Genomic DNA, 17751 nt, shown 5'->3' on the forward strand with positions numbered 1-17751 from the left:
AGGCCTACAATGAGATCATTACATAAAATTTTCAGTATGGCGATGACAGGTATTTTGCTTACCGGTTGCCAAAAGTATGTAGATATTAAAACCCAGGGACAACTTACTCCCGGCGATATTACCAATTACCGCTATTTGCTTAATAATACGTCTGCTTACGAGGGTGGACCGCGGATGAGCGATCTGGCCTCAGACGATGCGGGTATAGTAGATGGCAGCACGCAACAACTGGCCCTGGCAGCCAGCGTATCTTATGCGTGGTTTGCCAATAGCTATACCTGGCAAGCTGCATACCCGGTAACTACAAGTGCTTTTACCGATTACGAGTGGAACGCCATGTATAATACAATTGCTTATTGCAATACCGTTACAACAGAAGTACCTACCAGCACCGGTGGTACTGATGCCGATAAAGCTGAGTTGATAGCCGAAGCCCTGGTACATCGTTCCGATGCTTATTTAATGCTGGTTAATACCTATGCTAAGCCTTACAATGCGGCTACCGCGGCATCAGACCCGGGTGTACCGTTGCTTACCCAGGAAACTACCGTACAGTCGCTGGTGCGTACGCCCGTACAAACGGTATATAACCAAATCATAACCGACCTGAAGAAAGCTTTACCGGCATTGCCGGCAACACAAGCCTATAATACCCTTCCGTCAAAGGCATCCGCCTATGGTGAACTGGCCAGGTGTTATCTGTATATGAATGATTATACCAACGCATCCAAATATGCCGATAGCACGCTTGCGCTCAAATCTACTTTGAATGATCTGGGGCCGCTTACCGTAGTAAACACCACTACCTACCCATTAAGAAAGTTTGACCCTGAAGTATTATTGTCAAAAGTACCGTACGGCGGAGTTCCCTTTGCGCCAACTGTGATCCGCCTGAGCGACGACCTGTTAACCCTTTTAGGCACTAAGGATCAGCGCTACAATTTATTTACCTGCCTGCCCAGCGTGATGACTTCATCGTACACGGCGGCAGGTGGTCGTTTCTTTTATAAGGATAAGGCGCTTAGCGAAGCACGTAACATAGGCCCTTCGGTACCCGAGATGATGCTGATCAAAGCAGAAGCTTATGCCCGCGCCGGTGATGCCAACAACGCCATGCTTTGGGTGAACAATTTGAGAAAAAAACGTTTTAAGGCCGCAGACTATGCCGACCTGACTGCCACCAGCGCCAACGATGCCCTTGTAAAAGTGATAGACGAGCGCCACCGCGAATTCTTTTGCCGCATGCTGCGCTGGTGGGATATGCGCCGGTTAAAAAGCGATCCGCAGTTCCAAAAAACTTATACACGTACCTTTGCGGGCGTAACCTACACACTTGAACCTACAAGCAACAAATACACTTTCCAGATAGCCGGTTACCTGATCGGGCTTAATCCGGAGATCGTACAAAACCCTTAAAAATTGGTCAGTTAATTATTCCCGGCTTGTTGGCAAAAAACAAGTCGGGATAATTTTAAGCTGGTAAATACTCGCTTTAAACATACCGAACATCCTCCCCATTATGAATAGCATTAAATTAGGCTTGCTGGGCGTTGCATTAGCTGCCACTTCAACCCTTCGCGCGCAATCAAAAACTTTTACTTTCGAGCCGCAACGCCCGCTGCCGGGCCAGGGCGTACTAATTACCTACAACCCCGCAGGTACGCCACTTGCTGGCAAAAAAGATGTACACGCCGTGGTTTACGCCTACAGTAATTACGCCTGGCACACCAGTAATCTGAACATGACACCATCTGCCGGAAAATTTGGCGCTACACTACAGTTAGATAAAAACGCCGGCATGGTAACACTCAAATTTGTAGCCGGCGACAGTACGGACAATAATCATGACCTGAGCTATACCATTATGGCGCTCGACCCCAAGGTACCAGCCTATGATGCCCCCGGCGCTTATGCCGGATGGGGACTGCTAAGGGCCGAACGTTTTGGTTATGGCATTCCCGGGTACTTTAAATCGCCAAAAATAACCGATACCGCTTTTTACTATTGGATGAATAACGAAATCACCCGCCACCCCAAAGAAGCCAGCGAAGCGGTAGCCGTACCTTTTGCTAAAGGTGTTTACGCTTACCAGGGCCAGGCCGGTGTTAAAAGGATTAACAATGTGATCGCATTTTTATGTCAGCGCGGTGGCGAGGGTAACCTGATAAAAGTTCGGGAGATTTACGCACAAGTGCTAAGGCAAAAGACTTCTGTTGATTCGTTGGAGGAGATCATGATGAAGCAATATCCACACGGTAACGTAGCGGCTTTAAGGGCTTACAACAAATTAAACTACGAACGTGATGTGAACAAAAAAATAGCCTTGTCAGAACAGTTTCTAACAGACTTCCCGATGGCGAAAGCTGACGTGAAGTTTGATGACGATAACCGGATATCATACCCCACGGTATACCAGAATATTGTTGTGCTGAATGTGCTTAATAAAAACTTCGATATCCTGAATAAGTACGTTGCCAGTATGCCTTATTATGCCGTGATCGGCACTTATTATAAGATCATCCAGATAGCGCACAACAGAAAGGACCAAACCGACGAAACCCTGTACCCTTATGCTAAGCTTTTAGTGGATAGGATGGAATCGTTCCGAAACCAAAAGCCTGAAGAATACTGGTACCTCTCGCCATCAGAATGGCAGCAACAGTTTGAAAAAGACCTGGTTAATTCATTACTCATCACACACGTAAACCTGCTAAAAAATGTGGGCCAGTTTGACCAAGCACTTCAATACGCTTTAGAGGCGCAACAAACCTTAAAGTATAAACGAGCCAATTTAAATAACGACGAAGTTTTTCTGCTCAACAAAAAAGGCCAAACGGCCCAGGTGAATGATGTACTGATCAAAAGCATGTACGAAAACCAAAGCACGCCCGAAATGATTGAAATGCTGAAAGCCAATTACATCAAGCAGTATAAAACAGAGGATGGCTTTGATCAATATCTGGAATCGTTAAAAAACGTGGCTTTATCGGTAGCTTCAACCGCAAAGATGGAAATGGTGAAAAAAGATTTCCCGGACTGGAGCATGTATGATGCAGACGACAAACTTATCAAATTTGCAGACCTCCGTGGCAAAACCATCGTGATGGATTTTTGGGCCACTTGGTGCGTACCCTGCAAAGCATCCTTCCCGGGTATGAAGCTGGCGGTTGAGAAATATAAGAACGACCCTAACGTAGTATTTTACTTTGTTGACACCGAAGAGCGCACTGCCGATTATAAGGAACAGGTTAAAAAATATATTAAAGACAATAATTATCCTTTCCATATCCTGTTCGATAATAAATTAAAAGGCGGTGCCATTACCGAAGAAGTATATAACCGGATGTGCAAAGCTTTCGGCATATCGGGCATCCCCCAAAAACTGGTTATCGATAAAAACGGGAAGCTGCGTTTTATAGCTGTGGGATATAAAGGCAGCGCCAGCGAACTTGCCGATGAAATGTCGGCCATGATTGAGATGACTAAAAAAGCCGACTAAGGTTGATATGAAAACAAAACTAACCATACTGATAACCGGGCTGATAAGCCTGGCTATCGGTAATGTGCGTGCACAGGGCACCGTATCCAAACCACCCTACCAACAAGATAGCATCACCTATACCAACAGCGATGCATCCATCAGCTTTGGCGCTACCTTAACCCTGCCCGCTATTAAAAAACCATGCGCGGCGGTAATCATCGTATCGGGCACGGGCAAGCAAGATAGGGATGGCCACATGGCCGGGCACGCTGTTTTTGCCGCCATTGCCGATTATCTTACCCGTAATGGCATTGCAGTATTAAGGGTTGACGACCGCGGAACCGGTAAAACAACAGGGGTATATGAAACATCAACCACAGCCGATTTTGCCGCTGATGTGTTAACAGCCATCAGCTATCTTAAAACCAGGAAAGAGATTAATCCTGAAAAAATTGGCCTGCTGGGCCACAGCGAAGGAGGAGCCGTTATTGCTATAGCAGCCGCAAACAACCATGATGTGGCGTTCCTGGTAAGTATAGCCGGGCTGGCAACCAGCGGCTTAGAGGCACTAAGAAAACAAAATGCAGATTTGGTGGCCAATTCGAAACTCATGGATTATGATAAAAAACGATCGAACGAAATTAACAATATGATGTTTGATACCGTTTACACTTATGCCAACTCGCCCAACCTGGAGCAAAAGATAACGCAAACTTATGCCGCCTGGAAAATCAAAGACGACGCGTATTTTAAAACCCTCAACGTTCAGTTTGATCATTTCCGTTTTCCTATTTACAGCTATACCAAAACGGCAACTGGCGCATGGTACCGGTATTTTATTAAGTACGACCCTGCAAATTATCTGCCCAGGGTTAAGGTACCCATATTAGCCCTTAACGGGGATAAGGATTTGATGGTAGCCTGTAATGAAAACCTGGCCAACTGGAAAAAATACCCGGCCATGGGCGGCAATAAAAATGTTAAAACGGTAGTATTACCCGGTATAAACCATTTGTTTCAGCATTGCAAAACCTGCACCAACCAGGAATACGCCCAATTGAACGAAGTTTTTGATACTGACGCCCTGGCAATTATTAACGAGTGGATACATAGGCAGATCGATTAAACTGATCTGCCTTAAATGCTTTTCAATATTCTTCAGCCTGGCGGGATTTGAGGTAGGAAGCAAATCGTATGGGCAATTTGATCAATCGACCTGCAAAATTCTGTTTCTTTTTTGATGAAACAGAACTGCTAAAAAGCGTCGCGCGCGCACCGTTACTCCACCCGAGAGCAGGACGGATGCTATTGAGTTAACAGTTTCATGCAGGGTTGCAGAGCTCCTGGCGGGAGCCCCCGTGAAGCCGCAACGGCAAGCCCGCCCACTCCCGAAATAGAAATCCATAAAAAACAACTCATTATCAATAAGATATAAAAAACAAGCAAAGAACGGTGCGATTCCCTATCGTTTTAGTCACGTTCATTCATAGCCGGGCGATCCATCGAGTTGCCATTACAAAGCCCGCATCATATCGCTTACTGATGCGCGCCTGGTGTAATCCTTGTTAAAATGTACAAACGCAATTTTTCCTGATGGGTTAATTAAGTAAGTAGCAGGCACCGGCAATACGTGGTCGGTATTACCATTGCTTACGTTCAAATCAAGGCCGAAGCCCTTGTATTTAGCTACCGTAGCATCATCAAGTACATAATTAACCTTGTAACTTTTCATAATAAAATACCCTTTATCCTGCACTATTGAAAATGAAGCATGTGTTTTCCGGATAGTTTTATCAATGCCTTGCTTAGTTTCGGGAGTTACCGCAATTACGTAAACTCCCTTTGCAATCAACAGTTGCAACGAGTCCTGCAATTGGGCAATGTGTTTATTGCAGTAAGGGCACCACTCGCCACGGTAAAAAAACAACAACACAGATTGATGAGCCTTTAATAAAGCTTTCAAATCAACGGCCTTACCTGCATTATCGGTAGCACTAAAAACGGGTGCATCATCCCCTTTTTTAAGCCCTGTTTGCGCCCAAAGCTGTAAGCCTGTAAAAGTAAGCACTAAAATTAAAACGTATTTTTTCATCATTGAACTCATTAAGATTTATACAATAGAATTAAAAAAGAAGAGGGAGCATCACCTCCCTCTAAATGATTAACAAACCAAAACCAGGTTACATTTTACCTGATGTCTCTTTTTTCATTTTACCCATCTTCCCTTTTTCCATTTTGGCCATTTTTTTCTTTTCCATTTTAGCCATTTTCATTTTGCCCTTAGCCATTTTGCCTGTATCGCTTACTGCGGTAACTGATACTTTTAAATTTGTCGGCGTTAATGATTTAGCCTGCACATTAAAGGTTAAACATAGTGCAAGTACCGTTGCTGCCAATGCGCCTGAAATAATTGTTTTCATACTTTGGTTTTTAGTTTTCATATTGTTTTTTTCTAACATTTCAACCTTAGTCGGGCGGCTTAATGATGCCTTACAAAATATTTTAATTTTTATCTAATTCCTTATCAATGCGTTGTTGCAGTTCATTTTTAAAACCCTCGTCAAGATGCGCTCCTTCGTTTTTCATCGAATCATGAAAAAGTTGCTGTACCATTTGATTAATAACACGGCTTTGCTTGTTATACAATACACAAACCGAGCATCCCGCCAGGTGGATACGCAGTTCGATAAATTCGCGGAAGCTTAATTTTTTGTATTGTTTTTTTTCAATCAAAAATGTAGCCTGCCTGCAATTGTATATAATATGTTTTAGTGGACTCATGTTGCTCATTTTTTTTAAACCCAGTTTTTTTGCAGGCAGGCACGCAGGTTAAGCTTGGCCCTGTGAATAATTACCCAAAAGTTGGCCTGTGTAACTTTAAGCTCACTGCAAATCATATCCGCAGTGGCATCATCAATATGTTTCATGGTGAAAACGGCCATCCAAAGCGCGGGCAGTTTTTGCATGCACTTTTGTAATATGCTGTTAAACTCCTTGCCTGCCAGCGGGTCGTGGTCTTCAATACCAAAAGGCTTAGGCTGGTAGGCTTTGTTCCAATGCCCGTTGTCTTCATCAAAAAAATTCTCCTGCTCCTCTTCTGCCTGTTTAACATCGGTGTTTTTTAAGCCCGATGATTTTTTTCGGTAAACATCAACGATTTTATTTTTAAGGATAGCTGTTAGCCATGTACGTTCGGAGCTTTTACCTTCAAACTTACCGGCGCTTCGTAAAGCCGCCAAAAAAGTTTCCTGCACAAGGTCTTTAGCCAGTTCTTCGTCGTTCAATCGTGACAGCGTGTAGCCATACAGATACTCAGCATGGGTTTCAACCCAAAGCCTGGGATTTAAAAATTGCTTATCAGCTGCCATTAAATAAGTCTTTTCATAAAATCATTATTCCATTAGTCGTCAATACTTCTCAATCCTTACAATAGAATATCGCTTTTTTCACTTGCCCAAAACCGGTTTACAATTGCTTAAATTTACATATATCCTATTGATTATATTTTAATTACATATTTATTTACCGGCTGTCGGGCCTGCCAAATAAAAAAATATTTTTTGTAAGGATATCCAAAACAAGCCGACTAAGCCATAAAAACGTATATCAAACTGATAAAAACTATGAGACGATTTAAAATATTGGCCGTTGCTGTAGGCCTTACAGTAGCGGTTTGGGCGATATCAGCATTTACTATGCCGGGTAGTTCGGCAAACAAGAATTACCGCAAAAGTACAGGTAACGGATTTGCAGTAATTGAGCTGTTTACATCCGAGGGTTGTTCCAGCTGCCCGCCGGCTGATGAGCTGGTGGCGCGGGTACAGAAAGAAGATGCCGATAAACCGGTGTACATTCTGGCTTTCCACGTTGATTACTGGAACCGACTGGGCTGGAAAGACCCTTTTAGCAGTGCCGATTACTCTAAACGCCAAAGCCAATATACAACATGGCTAAACCTGCAATCGGTTTATACACCACAGATAGTAGTTAACGGGCACAAGGAATTTGTAGGATCGGAAGAAGGCACTTTGCGTAACGCTATTACGGCCGGCTTACGCGCTACGCCGGCGGGCGGGCTAACCCTTAACGCGCAGAACAGCACAGGCCATATTACCGTACAGTACAAGGCCGAAGGTGCCGGCAAAAATGCCGTGTTACTATTGGCCCTGGTGCAAAAAAACGGGCAAACCAAAGTGCAGCATGGCGAAAACGGCGGCCGCACACTATCGCACGTACAAATAGTGCGTAACTTACAAAGCGTGCCATTAAACACCGGTGGCACCGGCACAGCAAATATTGCTTTGCCCAATGGCTTTAACGCTGCCGGTTACGAAGTTATTGGCTTTGTACAAAACACCAGCAACGGCGCCATATTGGCTGCGGCAAAATCAGGCTTTGATATGGGCGCCAGTAAATAGCCAACAGCGGTTTTCTGTTGATAGCCTGTAAGTGGATAATTGGCCCATTGCAGGGATTTTGTAAATTAAACACCACACTAAGTGAAAATAATAAAAGAAAAACACCCGCTGGCCATGCGCTGGACGCACTGGGTAAATTTCCCCATCCTTACAATTATGATATGGAGCGGGATGCTTATTTACTGGGCCAATGACGAGTATAGCATCACCCTGTTCGGGCATACTTTTTTTAGTTTTTTTCCGCAGGGATTTTACAATGCCTTTAACATAACGCACCGGTTATCTGAGGGAATGGCCTTTCATTTCCTGTTTATGTGGGCTTTTGCGCTTAACGGCCTGGCTTATGTATTGTACACCATCATATCGGGCGGGTGGCGCGAACTGGTGCCGCAAAAAAACTCGTTTAAACAAGCCTGGCTGGTGCTGCTGCATGATCTGCATATCCGTAAAATGGCGCCGCCGCAAAATAAATACAACGCGGCCCAGCGCATTGCCTACACCTCAATTATTGTAATGGGTTTTGGCTCGTTGATAACCGGGTTGGCTATTTACAAACCGGTGCAGTTTAATTATTTAACATGGTTATGCGGCGGTTATCATTTTGCACGCATACTTCATTTTGCATTAACTATTGGCTATGTATTTTTCTTCCTGATCCATATTACACAGGTGATACTTGCCGGCTGGAATAATTTCCGTTCAGTAATATCCGGCTTCGAAGTGATCAAAGTAAAAGATCCTGAACCCATTACCCCAACCCACAATACCGATGAAAAACCCGTTCAATAAAAAAAATAAAGCCGCCCAAAAACTGCTTACAGTTGAGCAAAAAATCAGCCGCCGTAATTTCATATCATTTGGTACCTTTTTTATAGCCGCCGGGGCTGCATATAGTGGATGGAGATGGCTTTATAATTCTCCCGGGGAAACGGCAACTGTAACCGCAGGCGCACGCGCACCATTGCGCCGGGCTTTAAACAAAACCGAGCTTGCCTTCCGCAGGGTATTCAGCAATAATAACCTGGTTAAAACTTACCCCAAAGAACTGGCCGCAAAAAATGTACGCCACAATGAGGATATAGGCAACGAAGGAACAATAGAGGCGGCGACTTGGCGGTTGCAGGTAAAAAAACACTCGGGTGAGCTATTGAGCATCTCGATTGATGATATTAAAGCCCTGCCAAAAACAGATATTGTTTATGATTTTAAATGCGTAGAGGGCTGGGACCAGATATCGCATTGGGGCGGCGTAAAATTCAGCGATTTTATAAGCCATTTTAAATTAGACGACCAGGTAAAATTACAGTATGTAGGCCTGGCAACGCCCGATAAACAATATTATGTAGGTATTGATATGCCAAGCGCCATGCACCCGCAAACCTTGCTGGCTTATGAGGTAAATGAACAACCGCTGCCGCCCCAGCACGGCGCACCTTTAAGGCTTATTATCCCGGTTAAATATGGCATCAAAAACCTGAAACGCATAGGTACCATGACTTTTAGTGATAATCGCCCGCCCGATTACTGGGCCGAGCAGGGCTACGATTATTACTCTGGGTTGTAATCGTAGCTAAAAGCAGAAGGCAGTATCAATTACGAATTAATTAATTGTACGACACTCATTGGTAAAACACTTTTGGATCAAACAATAAAACAGAAAAACGGGCGCTGTATGTTATCTCGGCTATTCTTGCGGGAACAAGCTTTGACTGGGACAACGGACAGTTGCAGAAAAAAGCAACGAGATCACCGCCATACCTGCCTTGCTATGATCGAAAAATAAAAGAATCAAAATATAGCAAACCTATGAAAATATGAAGAACTTCCAGAGATGATGAGTTCATGAGTAAAATAACCACACGTTAAAATCTTAAAATTGATTTCCCTATCCTGCCTACGCCCTGTTTCGGATTATCCGGAATAATGATATATTTGCTTATTAGCAGCAGAGATCATTTTATATCTTAAAACATTGAGATATTAAACTTACCCACATAACGTTTATTCTCAAGTAGCCCACCGGGCTGATGGTATATCATGATTGTTTTCTGTAAGTATTTTTTAGGATGAAGAAATTTGAGAAGGACGGGTACTCCAATTTATTAGCTGGTGTGGCTAATGGGGATCAAGGTGCTTTCTCGGAATTATATCACCTTTTTTATCCCTCATTACTTCAACATGTTATTTTAAAGGTGAACGATGAGTCGGTTGCCGAAGATATCCTGCACGACCTGTTTTTGAGCTTGTGGAGAAGCCGTGAGCGAATACAGGAGATCGAGTCGCTCCCGGCCTATCTTTATACTTCAAGCCGTTACCTTATTTTTGAACATCTCAAAAAATCGTCTATGTCCGTCCGCCATAACAACCTGGCCGATCTGGACATCCGCTCTGATGAACAGCCATTGGAAGACCGGCTATACTACAGGTACCTGCTGGATATGGTGAATAAAGAAATAGAAAGTCTCCCCGAAAAATGCAGGCAGATATTCAAACTAAGCCGGGAAGAGTATAAAAGCAACCGGGAAATAGCGGAGTACATGCAAATTTCCGAATCAACGGTAGAAAATCAGATCCACAAAGCATTAAAACGGATCAGGATAGTAACTAAAGACGCTTACTACCTGTTTTCTTTGTTTTTATAACCATCTTTTTTTGTTTTTTTTTCTCAGAACGATCAAAAATCCGCGGCTTAGAGACAAATTCCAATCATTTATCAGCATTATTTTCGTTATTCTAACATACCAAAACCCTCATTTTTGGTATCTAAAGGCAATAAATAGCGCTATTTTAAATTTATATTAAAAAAAAGTAAAATTAGAGTAGGTGCTACGGCCGTTTTTACACACTTGTTATTATATGGGCCACAATAGGAGCCGCATTAAGTTTATTCATGAGTTTAGATAACAACATCCTTAAATTAATTTCAAAATACCTTCGCCGGGAAGAAACGGGCGAAGACAGGCGGGCACTTTACCAATGGTATGATGAGTTGTCGGAAGGTAAATCCATTGAAAAAAAATCCATTGCCCGGTCTTACCGCAGAAACAGGGAAAGGCTGGCTGCCGAAATAGGCGGGATGTCTGTTAGGCAGGCCACAGTAAGGCCGCTTTGGTACCGGGTAGCCGCTGTAGCCATGGTGATAATAGTTGGCTATTTTACTATTAAATATTTCCGCGGCAGCGAAAAAATGGTTCCAGTTCAACTGGCCGAACTGGAAAAAATTGTCCCGGTATCTAATAAGGTAATCATCACCCTTTCTACCGGCAAAACTGTTGACCCGGATACTTTGAGCGCTGGCAAATCAGTTACCATTGGCAACGCCATTGTACAAAAGGATAGCACGGGCCATTTATTATATAAAGCTGATATGCAAAAATCGGCAGAAAACGTGATGAGTACGGTGCAAACGCCAAAGGGTACGCAATATAGTATTGAATTATCCGACGGTACCAAAGTATTTTTAAACGCAAAATCACGATTATCTTTCCCCGGGCAGTTCGGAACCGGCGACCGTGTGGTGCAGCTAAGCGGCGAAGCTTATTTTGAGGTAACCAAAACCTTAAAACACAGTAAGTTTATTGTAAAAACTGACAAACAATCCATCCAGGTGCTGGGTACCAAGTTCAATGTTAAAGCTTACGCGGATGCCCCACTGGTTAAAACAACCCTTGCAGAAGGCTCGGTACGCATCACTCCGAAAAACAAGGCCATCAAGCCATTGATCATCAAACCAGACCAGCAAGCCATATTAAGCGATAGTGATATTGCAAGTGAGGAAATAGACGCGCAGCAGGTAATTGCCTGGAAAGACGGCTTTTTTGTTTTCGACGGCAGCAATACCGAAGAGGTTATCCGCGAAATAGGCCAATGGTATGGCATTGAGGTTGACTACAAATTGGGAAATAAGCCGGTAAAATATGCGGGTAAAATACCCAAAAACATCAGCATGGCACGCCTTGTAAAACTGCTAAGCTATGCAGATATTAATGTACAGGCTTTTAAAGATAAAAACGACCAACTCAAATTAATTGTAAACTAATTGAAAACCCAAATAAAGTATATGGAAAAATAAATACACGACAGGTAGCACCCAACGCGAAAGCGCTAAACAAAAAAGCCGGAACGTGTTGACGCACATCCCGGCATATCTTACTGTTTAGCTGCTAAAATGAAAAGTAGTAGTAATATCTAATCACGCTCTAAACAAAACAAAGTTAATGAAAATTTATCTACATCGTCTCGATAAAAAGAGACGAATAATGCCGTTTTTTGCCAATTTCAGCCTAAACAAAACGTCCGCAAGTTGGTTTAAAGCAGGCTCTGATCATCAAAATAAAACAAACGGAACCCTCTCGAAAACAGGCCTTATACTGTTTTTGATATTGTTTAGCTTCACCTTTGGCGCTTATGCACAAAACATTACTTTAAAAAAGAACCACGCATCCCTGGAGAGTGTGCTTAAGAATATCGAAACCCAGTGCAAGTATGTTTTTTTCTATAAAAAGGGCGAAATAGCAAGCATCAATAATGTTTCGGTTGACCTGAAAGCCATCCCGTTAGAACAGGCGTTAATCAGCATCCTAAAAGGATACAACCTTGAATACCAAATATTTGACAAAACTATCGCTATAAAAAAGGCCGCTCATGGTGCCACTACAGACTCAACGCAGAAAAAAGCGGGGATACTGATCAGGGGGAGGCTGATAGATGAAAACCAATTACCGTTAAAAGATGTAACGATAAGGGAACCCGCGCTGGGTAAGGTAACCATTTCCGACGCCAACGGAGGGTTTAAAATTCAAGGTGGACGTTCTGGCTTTATCACCGTATCCGCCGCCGGCTTTGCCAAAAAAACTGTGGGCTATTCGGATACTACCTTTTTGGATATCATGATGGAGAAAGGGAAAGATAAAACTATCGACTTGTCTGAAGTAAAAATCTTATCAAATGAGGTAAAAGAGAACCCTACCAAATTTGTTGACCTGGAAAACCGGAGTTACATGAACCTGTCGCAGGTATTGCAGGGTACTATCCCCGGTTTAAGTTTACAAGTGGTTAACTCCAGCAGTAAAACGGTTACCAGTGTAGATGCCTATGTATACCGGGATGGCAATACCCCGGTTCTCGCGTTCAGACGTTTTTCGGTGGAAGATTTTTATACATTTATTGGGAATGCTACAAAGGCGCAGAATATTATTAATATCCTGTTAAATGGCACTAATGTGCCAACATCTATCAGTAATATTTACCATATCAATACCACCACCACGGTTACTAACGCCTTGGTACCCGAGATAAGGGGTGCGAACAATTTTGGAAGTGGTACCTCCAATATGCTTGTGGTTATCGATGGTTTCCCTCAGGATGGTTTTCCTGCTAATTATCCCATGACCAATGTTGAATCTATCGAAGTGATTAAGGATCCTAAAGAGTTAATTAAATGGGGCCCAAAGGCCGCCGGCGGTGCTATCCTGATCAAGTCAAAATCGGCCAAGCCCGGAAAATTGCAGTTCAATTATTCAGCCAGCTTTTATTATTCGCCTGCAGCCAAATTTGATAGGGAAAAGTTAAAATTAGCCGATACACGCACTTATTTAAATTACCTCAAGGATATTGATTCTGTTTTAAATTTAAGCAACGGCTATGGTAACACGCAGTTTGGCCTTTCGCCGGCAAAACAGCTGCTTGCTCAAAAAAGTCTGGGCAAAATTAGTACGGCCCAATTTAACAGCAAATGGGATTCCCTGTCGAGGTTAAATAACGACAGCCAACTGAATATGCTTCAACAAGATTCTTGGAGCCAAACCCACAACTTAACGGTAAGCGGGGGTACTCAAGCCTATAAATTTACCGCCACCGGCAGCTATGTGGGTGGGCAGGGTAATGATGTGGGCGGCAACAACCGCACCTATTCCTTTAACCTCAATAATGCCTTCAATCTGCTAAAAAACAAACTCCGTATCCGATGGCTCATCAATTACTCCGATGCGAAAACAAAATCCGGGTATTCATTTAATCCAACTAATGTGGGATTAGATCCTTACCAGATGCTCTTGGACGGGCAAGGAAATTACGTTTATGACTACACCCAGCTATCGAACGCCGGAAATCAACTGATTGAATCCCGCGGGTATAAAAATTATGGTGTAAACCTGCTGCAAGACGCAAGGATCAATGATATTTCCACCAAGGTAATAAACAAGCAATCAAATTTCAATATGAACTGGAATTTGTTACCTGGCTTAACATGGGCCTCATCTGTAGTTTATACCCACAGAGATAATGATGCCAGAAACCTATACGCCGCAGAATCAAGCTATACAAGGCAATTGGTAGATAAATATGGACAAATAGGTACTAACGGCGTTAATTTCTATCTTCCTTACGGGGATATTCTGAATTCAAACAAGGCTGTTTATAATAACTGGAACGTAAGGTCGGGTTTATCCTACTCAAAGTCCATAGGCAAACATATTTTTAATATCGGTTTAGGGGGTGCGGCTTCCAGTGTTTCCACCAGTAGCCCTTCTACCGTGACATTGTACGGTTATAATTCAAATACAAATACCAGCACACCTGTTTACTTACCAACAACCCCTTCAACACAAAGTTCTATCAACAATTTCTATTCACTCTTTACGGGCGCTTCAGCCACAGCGTACCCATATAATTTAACACAGCCTCAGGGAGGCGATACCACCTTAACCCGTAACCTGAACGGCAATGCCACGGTTGGTTATCAGTTTTCAGACAGGATACTGGCTACAGGCTCGTATATAGCCAGTTTAACCCCGCTTTACGGGCAAGCTACTATTTATTCTGTACAGTCAACCTATCAAGGTGATGTTACAGGGCGTGTAGTTAAAAACTGGAACGGATTTTTAAAAGATGTTTTGTTATCTGTAGGCACTAAAGGCATCCTATTGCCGGACCTGCCTGCGCAGTATAGCAACACCAGGTATCTGCAAACCTACTGGAATAACTACACCATTTGGGTTAACGGTGCCACGCCTACACAGCAACAAGGGCAAAGCTCAAAAAATTTATACGAAAAATTAACCCTGAGTTTTGCCGATAGCTCTGTTGTTGCATACGGAGCATTTAACACGCAAAAAAATAAAGGCGATCTGACATCCACAAACTCTAATGCTGCTGCCGCCAACACCACTACAACATCAAACTATATCAGCACAGGGGTTACTGTATTTTTGAGAAAAAAGTTATTGAATTTCCAACTTACTTATGACAAATCACCGGAAGGGGGGCCTCAATACAACGGTTCCTTTAACTACAACATCGGCCGGGAAAGCTTTTTCAGTTCGAATATCATAAGCGACCTGCAACTTAACGCGACTTTACAGGAAATAAGCCCATACCAGGGGCTTGCACTGATGCAGAGTACAAACATTGCAACCAATGGCGCTTACAGCCAGGCTATCAACAGTGATTTTACCGTGCTTCCATCGGCTAACAGAACTTTTGAAGCTCATGGTAAAATTGGCATTCTCAATAATAAATACAGTTTAGATCTGAGATACTATGATCAAACATCCGGCGGCTTAAACAATAACCTCAATGTTTTAACCGATCCAAGCACGGGCCTTTCTAGCCAGGTGAGCTATAGCAGCATCACCAACAGGGGGGTGGAATTTTTTATGAATGCAGGACTGATTAAAAACAGCAATTTTAGTTATAGTATAACCTTAAATGGCGCACGTAATAGCAATATTGCAAAAAGTGTACCGGTTACAAAGTTTACTGCCACCCGGGAGTATACCGTAGCGGTAAGGGATGGTTACGATATCAGTAATATTTGGGCCCCCAAATGGGCCGGCCTTAACTCAAGCGGCGACCCACAGATCTATGACAAGAACGGAAAAATAACTTCCACCCTTGACAGCGCTACCATAGCAGGCGCATTAGTGAAACAAGGTGTTACCAAAGCCCCTTGGACCGGCGGTTTCATACAGGAATTCAGGGTACACCAGTTTTTTTCCCGCGTGGCCCTTACATTTAACTTAGGCTACGTAATGCGGTATTATCTTCCTTATCCCGGAAGCGATACCGAAACCAGTAGCCTGGTGGCAAACAGATGGCAAAAGCCCGGTGACGAGAAATTTACCGATGTGCCAAAAATCAGCGTATCAGGTACCAACAGCTACAGAGAGTTTGTTACCCGCTATTCCAGCAATAGTATATTACCTGCCGATAACATCCGCTTGCAGGAGGTGATGGTGGGCTTTAACGTACCCAATAGATACGTTCAAAGATATGGCTTAAGTTACCTGGTGATGACTTTCCAGGTACAAAATCTCGCCTATTGGGCCAAAAACAAGTACCACATAGACCCGGCAACCGTCGCCGTTGATGGAAGAATAGGAAACCCCTTGCCAAGAATCTATTCATGCAATTTAAGTGTAAATTTTTAAGCGATATGACGATGTATAAAAGATCACTATTTTTTGTTTTGGCCGTTTGCGCCATCTGGTCACTATCGGCCTGTAAAAAATTCCTAACTATAGGGCCATCTTCTACAAGTATTAACCCCACTACGGTTAAAGATTTTCAGGAGATGCTGAACAGCGATTCATTAAGCAAATGCCATTTCTTTATGTTGGATGTGATGAGCGACGATCTCCTGCTTTCAGACGCGCAGGTAGCGGCCTCCACCAATTACTATCTGCGAGGGTATTTATGGCAAAGTCTCATCTGGAACCCGGCTGATGCGGATGTAATGTATAATTCTACTTATTCGAGGATATTGCAAATGAATATCATTTTAGACCGGATAAACTCGGCCCCCGCCGATAGTTACAATACCCCGCAAAATAAAAGCATCGTTATTTCCCAGGCTCTTATTAACAGGGCATGGTATTACCTGCAATTGGTGAACGCCTATGGCGCCGCCTACGATGCTACTACATCAGCTACCGATCCGGGTGTGCCGCTTGTAGTTACGGCAAACAATTACGCCTTATTACCGAGGGCAAGCGTAGCCGAGGTTTACGCCCAGGTGATTGCCGATTTGAAGACCGCCGTTAACAACCCGTATTTAACAAGCAAAGGCACCGATATTATCCACCCCGGAAAGGCATCGGGCTTTGCATTATTAGCCCGGGCTTATCTATACGAGGGCAATTATACTTCCGCTGCGGCTTATGCGGATTCTGTTTTGGCTACGCAAAGTACCTTACAGAGTTATAGTGCTACCGGTTATTTAGCCCCCTCTCAATTGCCTGACCTGGTAACCAATCCGGAAATATTATTAGGGCGAGTAACTGCAGACCTTGCCTTTTACTCCTTTTATACCGCGACTATTATGCCGAGTTCAACTTTAACTTCCACCTTAACCACTTCCGACCTGAGGTATTCAAAAAAGTTCTCGTCCGCATCAAGGTTTTCGCCTGCTACATACGCTGTCTCGGGCGGGAATACGATGTTTTTTGACAATAGCGTTGGCGTGCCCGAAGTAATGCTGATTAAGGCCGAATGTTTAGCCCGCAATGGCTCTTTTGCAGCTGCCGGCACCCTGATATCCACGCTTAGAAAAGCCCGGTTATCCGCCTCGACATTTGCGGCGGAGAAACGTACCTATACCGCGGCTAACATATTAGGATATGTGCTGGATGAACGAAGACGTGAATTATTTTACCACGGCGGGCTTCGCTTGTTCGATCTGAAAAGGTTAAACAAGGATGCTACTTTAAAAAAGGATATTACGCGTTTGAATACAGCCGGTACCGTCATAGCCACACTTCCGGCGGGCTCAGGCCTATACTTGGTACCATTCAGCCCAACGGTTTTAGCTGCTAACCCTAACATCGTTCAAAACCCCAGATAATGAGGACAATT

Annotated in this window: 14 protein-coding genes; 10 read left to right on the forward strand and 4 right to left on the reverse strand. The window is 43.5% G+C overall.

Annotation, left to right across the window (positions count from 1 at the left end):
* Positions 1-9 precede the first annotated feature (9 nt).
* The 3 genes from MUCPA_RS05220 to MUCPA_RS05230 all read left to right on the forward strand — a co-directional run bounded on the left by MUCPA_RS05220 (position 10) and on the right by MUCPA_RS05230 (position 4607).
* Positions 10-1416, forward strand: coding sequence for a RagB/SusD family nutrient uptake outer membrane protein (locus tag MUCPA_RS05220; protein WP_008504890.1), 1407 nt, complete (start codon positions 10-12; stop codon positions 1414-1416).
* Positions 1417-1519: 103 nt separating this feature from the next.
* The gene (locus MUCPA_RS05225; RefSeq protein WP_008504891.1) at positions 1520-3499 is read left to right on the forward strand and encodes a TlpA family protein disulfide reductase; all 1980 of its coding nucleotides are present in this window, start codon (positions 1520-1522) and stop codon (positions 3497-3499) included.
* Between the two features lie 7 nt (positions 3500-3506).
* Positions 3507-4607: an alpha/beta hydrolase family protein gene (locus tag MUCPA_RS05230; protein WP_008504893.1), complete on the forward strand. Its 1101-nt coding sequence runs from the start codon at positions 3507-3509 to the stop codon at positions 4605-4607.
* A gap of 387 nt (positions 4608-4994) precedes the next feature.
* On the opposite strand, the gene MUCPA_RS05235 is transcribed toward MUCPA_RS05230, so the two are convergent.
* The 4 genes from MUCPA_RS05235 to MUCPA_RS05250 form a co-directional block, all read right to left on the reverse strand.
* Positions 4995-5576, reverse strand: coding sequence for a peroxiredoxin-like family protein (locus MUCPA_RS05235; protein WP_157543817.1), 582 nt, complete (start codon positions 5574-5576; stop codon positions 4995-4997).
* Positions 5577-5661: 85 nt separating this feature from the next.
* Positions 5662-5922, reverse strand: a complete 261-nt coding sequence (locus tag MUCPA_RS05240) for a hypothetical protein (protein ID WP_157543818.1) — start codon at positions 5920-5922, stop codon at positions 5662-5664.
* Positions 5923-5983: 61 nt separating this feature from the next.
* Complete coding sequence (locus tag MUCPA_RS05245) at positions 5984-6262, reverse strand: hypothetical protein (RefSeq protein ID WP_008504897.1); 279 nt, start codon at positions 6260-6262, stop codon at positions 5984-5986.
* A gap of 14 nt (positions 6263-6276) precedes the next feature.
* Positions 6277-6849 carry a sigma-70 family RNA polymerase sigma factor gene (locus MUCPA_RS05250; protein ID WP_008504899.1) on the reverse strand — a complete coding sequence of 191 codons (573 nt, stop codon included), beginning with the start codon at positions 6847-6849 and terminating at the stop codon, positions 6277-6279.
* A 255-nt stretch (positions 6850-7104) separates the two neighbouring features.
* Between MUCPA_RS05250 and MUCPA_RS05255 the strand changes: the two genes are divergently transcribed.
* From MUCPA_RS05255 to MUCPA_RS05285, 7 genes are all read left to right on the forward strand, one after another.
* Positions 7105-7899 carry a DUF1223 domain-containing protein gene (locus MUCPA_RS05255; RefSeq protein WP_008504901.1) on the forward strand — a complete coding sequence of 265 codons (795 nt, stop codon included), beginning with the start codon at positions 7105-7107 and terminating at the stop codon, positions 7897-7899.
* Positions 7900-7980: 81 nt separating this feature from the next.
* Positions 7981-8688, forward strand: a complete 708-nt coding sequence (locus MUCPA_RS05260; RefSeq protein ID WP_040625730.1) for a cytochrome b/b6 domain-containing protein — start codon at positions 7981-7983, stop codon at positions 8686-8688.
* Positions 8669-9463: a molybdopterin-dependent oxidoreductase gene (locus MUCPA_RS05265; protein ID WP_008504904.1), complete on the forward strand. Its 795-nt coding sequence runs from the start codon at positions 8669-8671 to the stop codon at positions 9461-9463. Before MUCPA_RS05260 ends, MUCPA_RS05265 begins: the two co-directional genes overlap by 20 nt.
* Before the next feature lie 502 nt (positions 9464-9965).
* A complete protein-coding gene (locus MUCPA_RS05270) occupies positions 9966-10541 on the forward strand; it encodes an RNA polymerase sigma factor (RefSeq protein ID WP_008504905.1) in 576 nt (191 codons plus the stop codon).
* Positions 10542-10789: 248 nt separating this feature from the next.
* The gene (locus MUCPA_RS05275) at positions 10790-11938 is read left to right on the forward strand and encodes a FecR family protein (RefSeq protein ID WP_008504906.1); all 1149 of its coding nucleotides are present in this window, start codon (positions 10790-10792) and stop codon (positions 11936-11938) included.
* Between the two features lie 178 nt (positions 11939-12116).
* Positions 12117-16328, forward strand: a complete 4212-nt coding sequence (locus MUCPA_RS05280) for a SusC/RagA family TonB-linked outer membrane protein (RefSeq protein WP_083839305.1) — start codon at positions 12117-12119, stop codon at positions 16326-16328.
* A gap of 5 nt (positions 16329-16333) precedes the next feature.
* Complete coding sequence (locus tag MUCPA_RS05285) at positions 16334-17740, forward strand: RagB/SusD family nutrient uptake outer membrane protein (protein ID WP_169316154.1); 1407 nt, start codon at positions 16334-16336, stop codon at positions 17738-17740.
* Positions 17741-17751 lie beyond the last annotated feature (11 nt).

Source organism: Mucilaginibacter paludis DSM 18603, from assembly GCF_000166195.2.
GTDB classification, from domain to species: Bacteria; Bacteroidota; Bacteroidia; order Sphingobacteriales; family Sphingobacteriaceae; genus Mucilaginibacter; species Mucilaginibacter paludis.

Excerpts from the sequence above, each read along its gene's own strand:
- MUCPA_RS05220 (WP_008504890.1), top strand. The coding sequence starts at position 10 with ATGAGATCATTACATAAAATTTTCAGTATGGCGATGACAGGTATTTTG.
- MUCPA_RS05225 (WP_008504891.1), top strand. The coding sequence starts at position 1,520 with ATGAATAGCATTAAATTAGGCTTGCTGGGCGTTGCATTAGCTGCCACT.
- MUCPA_RS05230 (WP_008504893.1), top strand. The coding sequence starts at position 3,507 with ATGAAAACAAAACTAACCATACTGATAACCGGGCTGATAAGCCTGGCT.
- MUCPA_RS05235 (WP_157543817.1), bottom strand. The coding sequence starts at position 5,576 with ATGATGAAAAAATACGTTTTAATTTTAGTGCTTACTTTTACAGGCTTA.
- MUCPA_RS05240 (WP_157543818.1), bottom strand. The coding sequence starts at position 5,922 with ATGAAAACTAAAAACCAAAGTATGAAAACAATTATTTCAGGCGCATTG.
- MUCPA_RS05245 (WP_008504897.1), bottom strand. The coding sequence starts at position 6,262 with ATGAGTCCACTAAAACATATTATATACAATTGCAGGCAGGCTACATTT.
- MUCPA_RS05250 (WP_008504899.1), bottom strand. The coding sequence starts at position 6,849 with ATGGCAGCTGATAAGCAATTTTTAAATCCCAGGCTTTGGGTTGAAACC.
- MUCPA_RS05255 (WP_008504901.1), top strand. The coding sequence starts at position 7,105 with ATGAGACGATTTAAAATATTGGCCGTTGCTGTAGGCCTTACAGTAGCG.
- MUCPA_RS05265 (WP_008504904.1), top strand. The coding sequence starts at position 8,669 with ATGAAAAACCCGTTCAATAAAAAAAATAAAGCCGCCCAAAAACTGCTT.
- MUCPA_RS05270 (WP_008504905.1), top strand. The coding sequence starts at position 9,966 with ATGAAGAAATTTGAGAAGGACGGGTACTCCAATTTATTAGCTGGTGTG.
- MUCPA_RS05275 (WP_008504906.1), top strand. The coding sequence starts at position 10,790 with ATGAGTTTAGATAACAACATCCTTAAATTAATTTCAAAATACCTTCGC.
- MUCPA_RS05280 (WP_083839305.1), top strand. The coding sequence starts at position 12,117 with ATGAAAATTTATCTACATCGTCTCGATAAAAAGAGACGAATAATGCCG.
- MUCPA_RS05285 (WP_169316154.1), top strand. The coding sequence starts at position 16,334 with ATGACGATGTATAAAAGATCACTATTTTTTGTTTTGGCCGTTTGCGCC.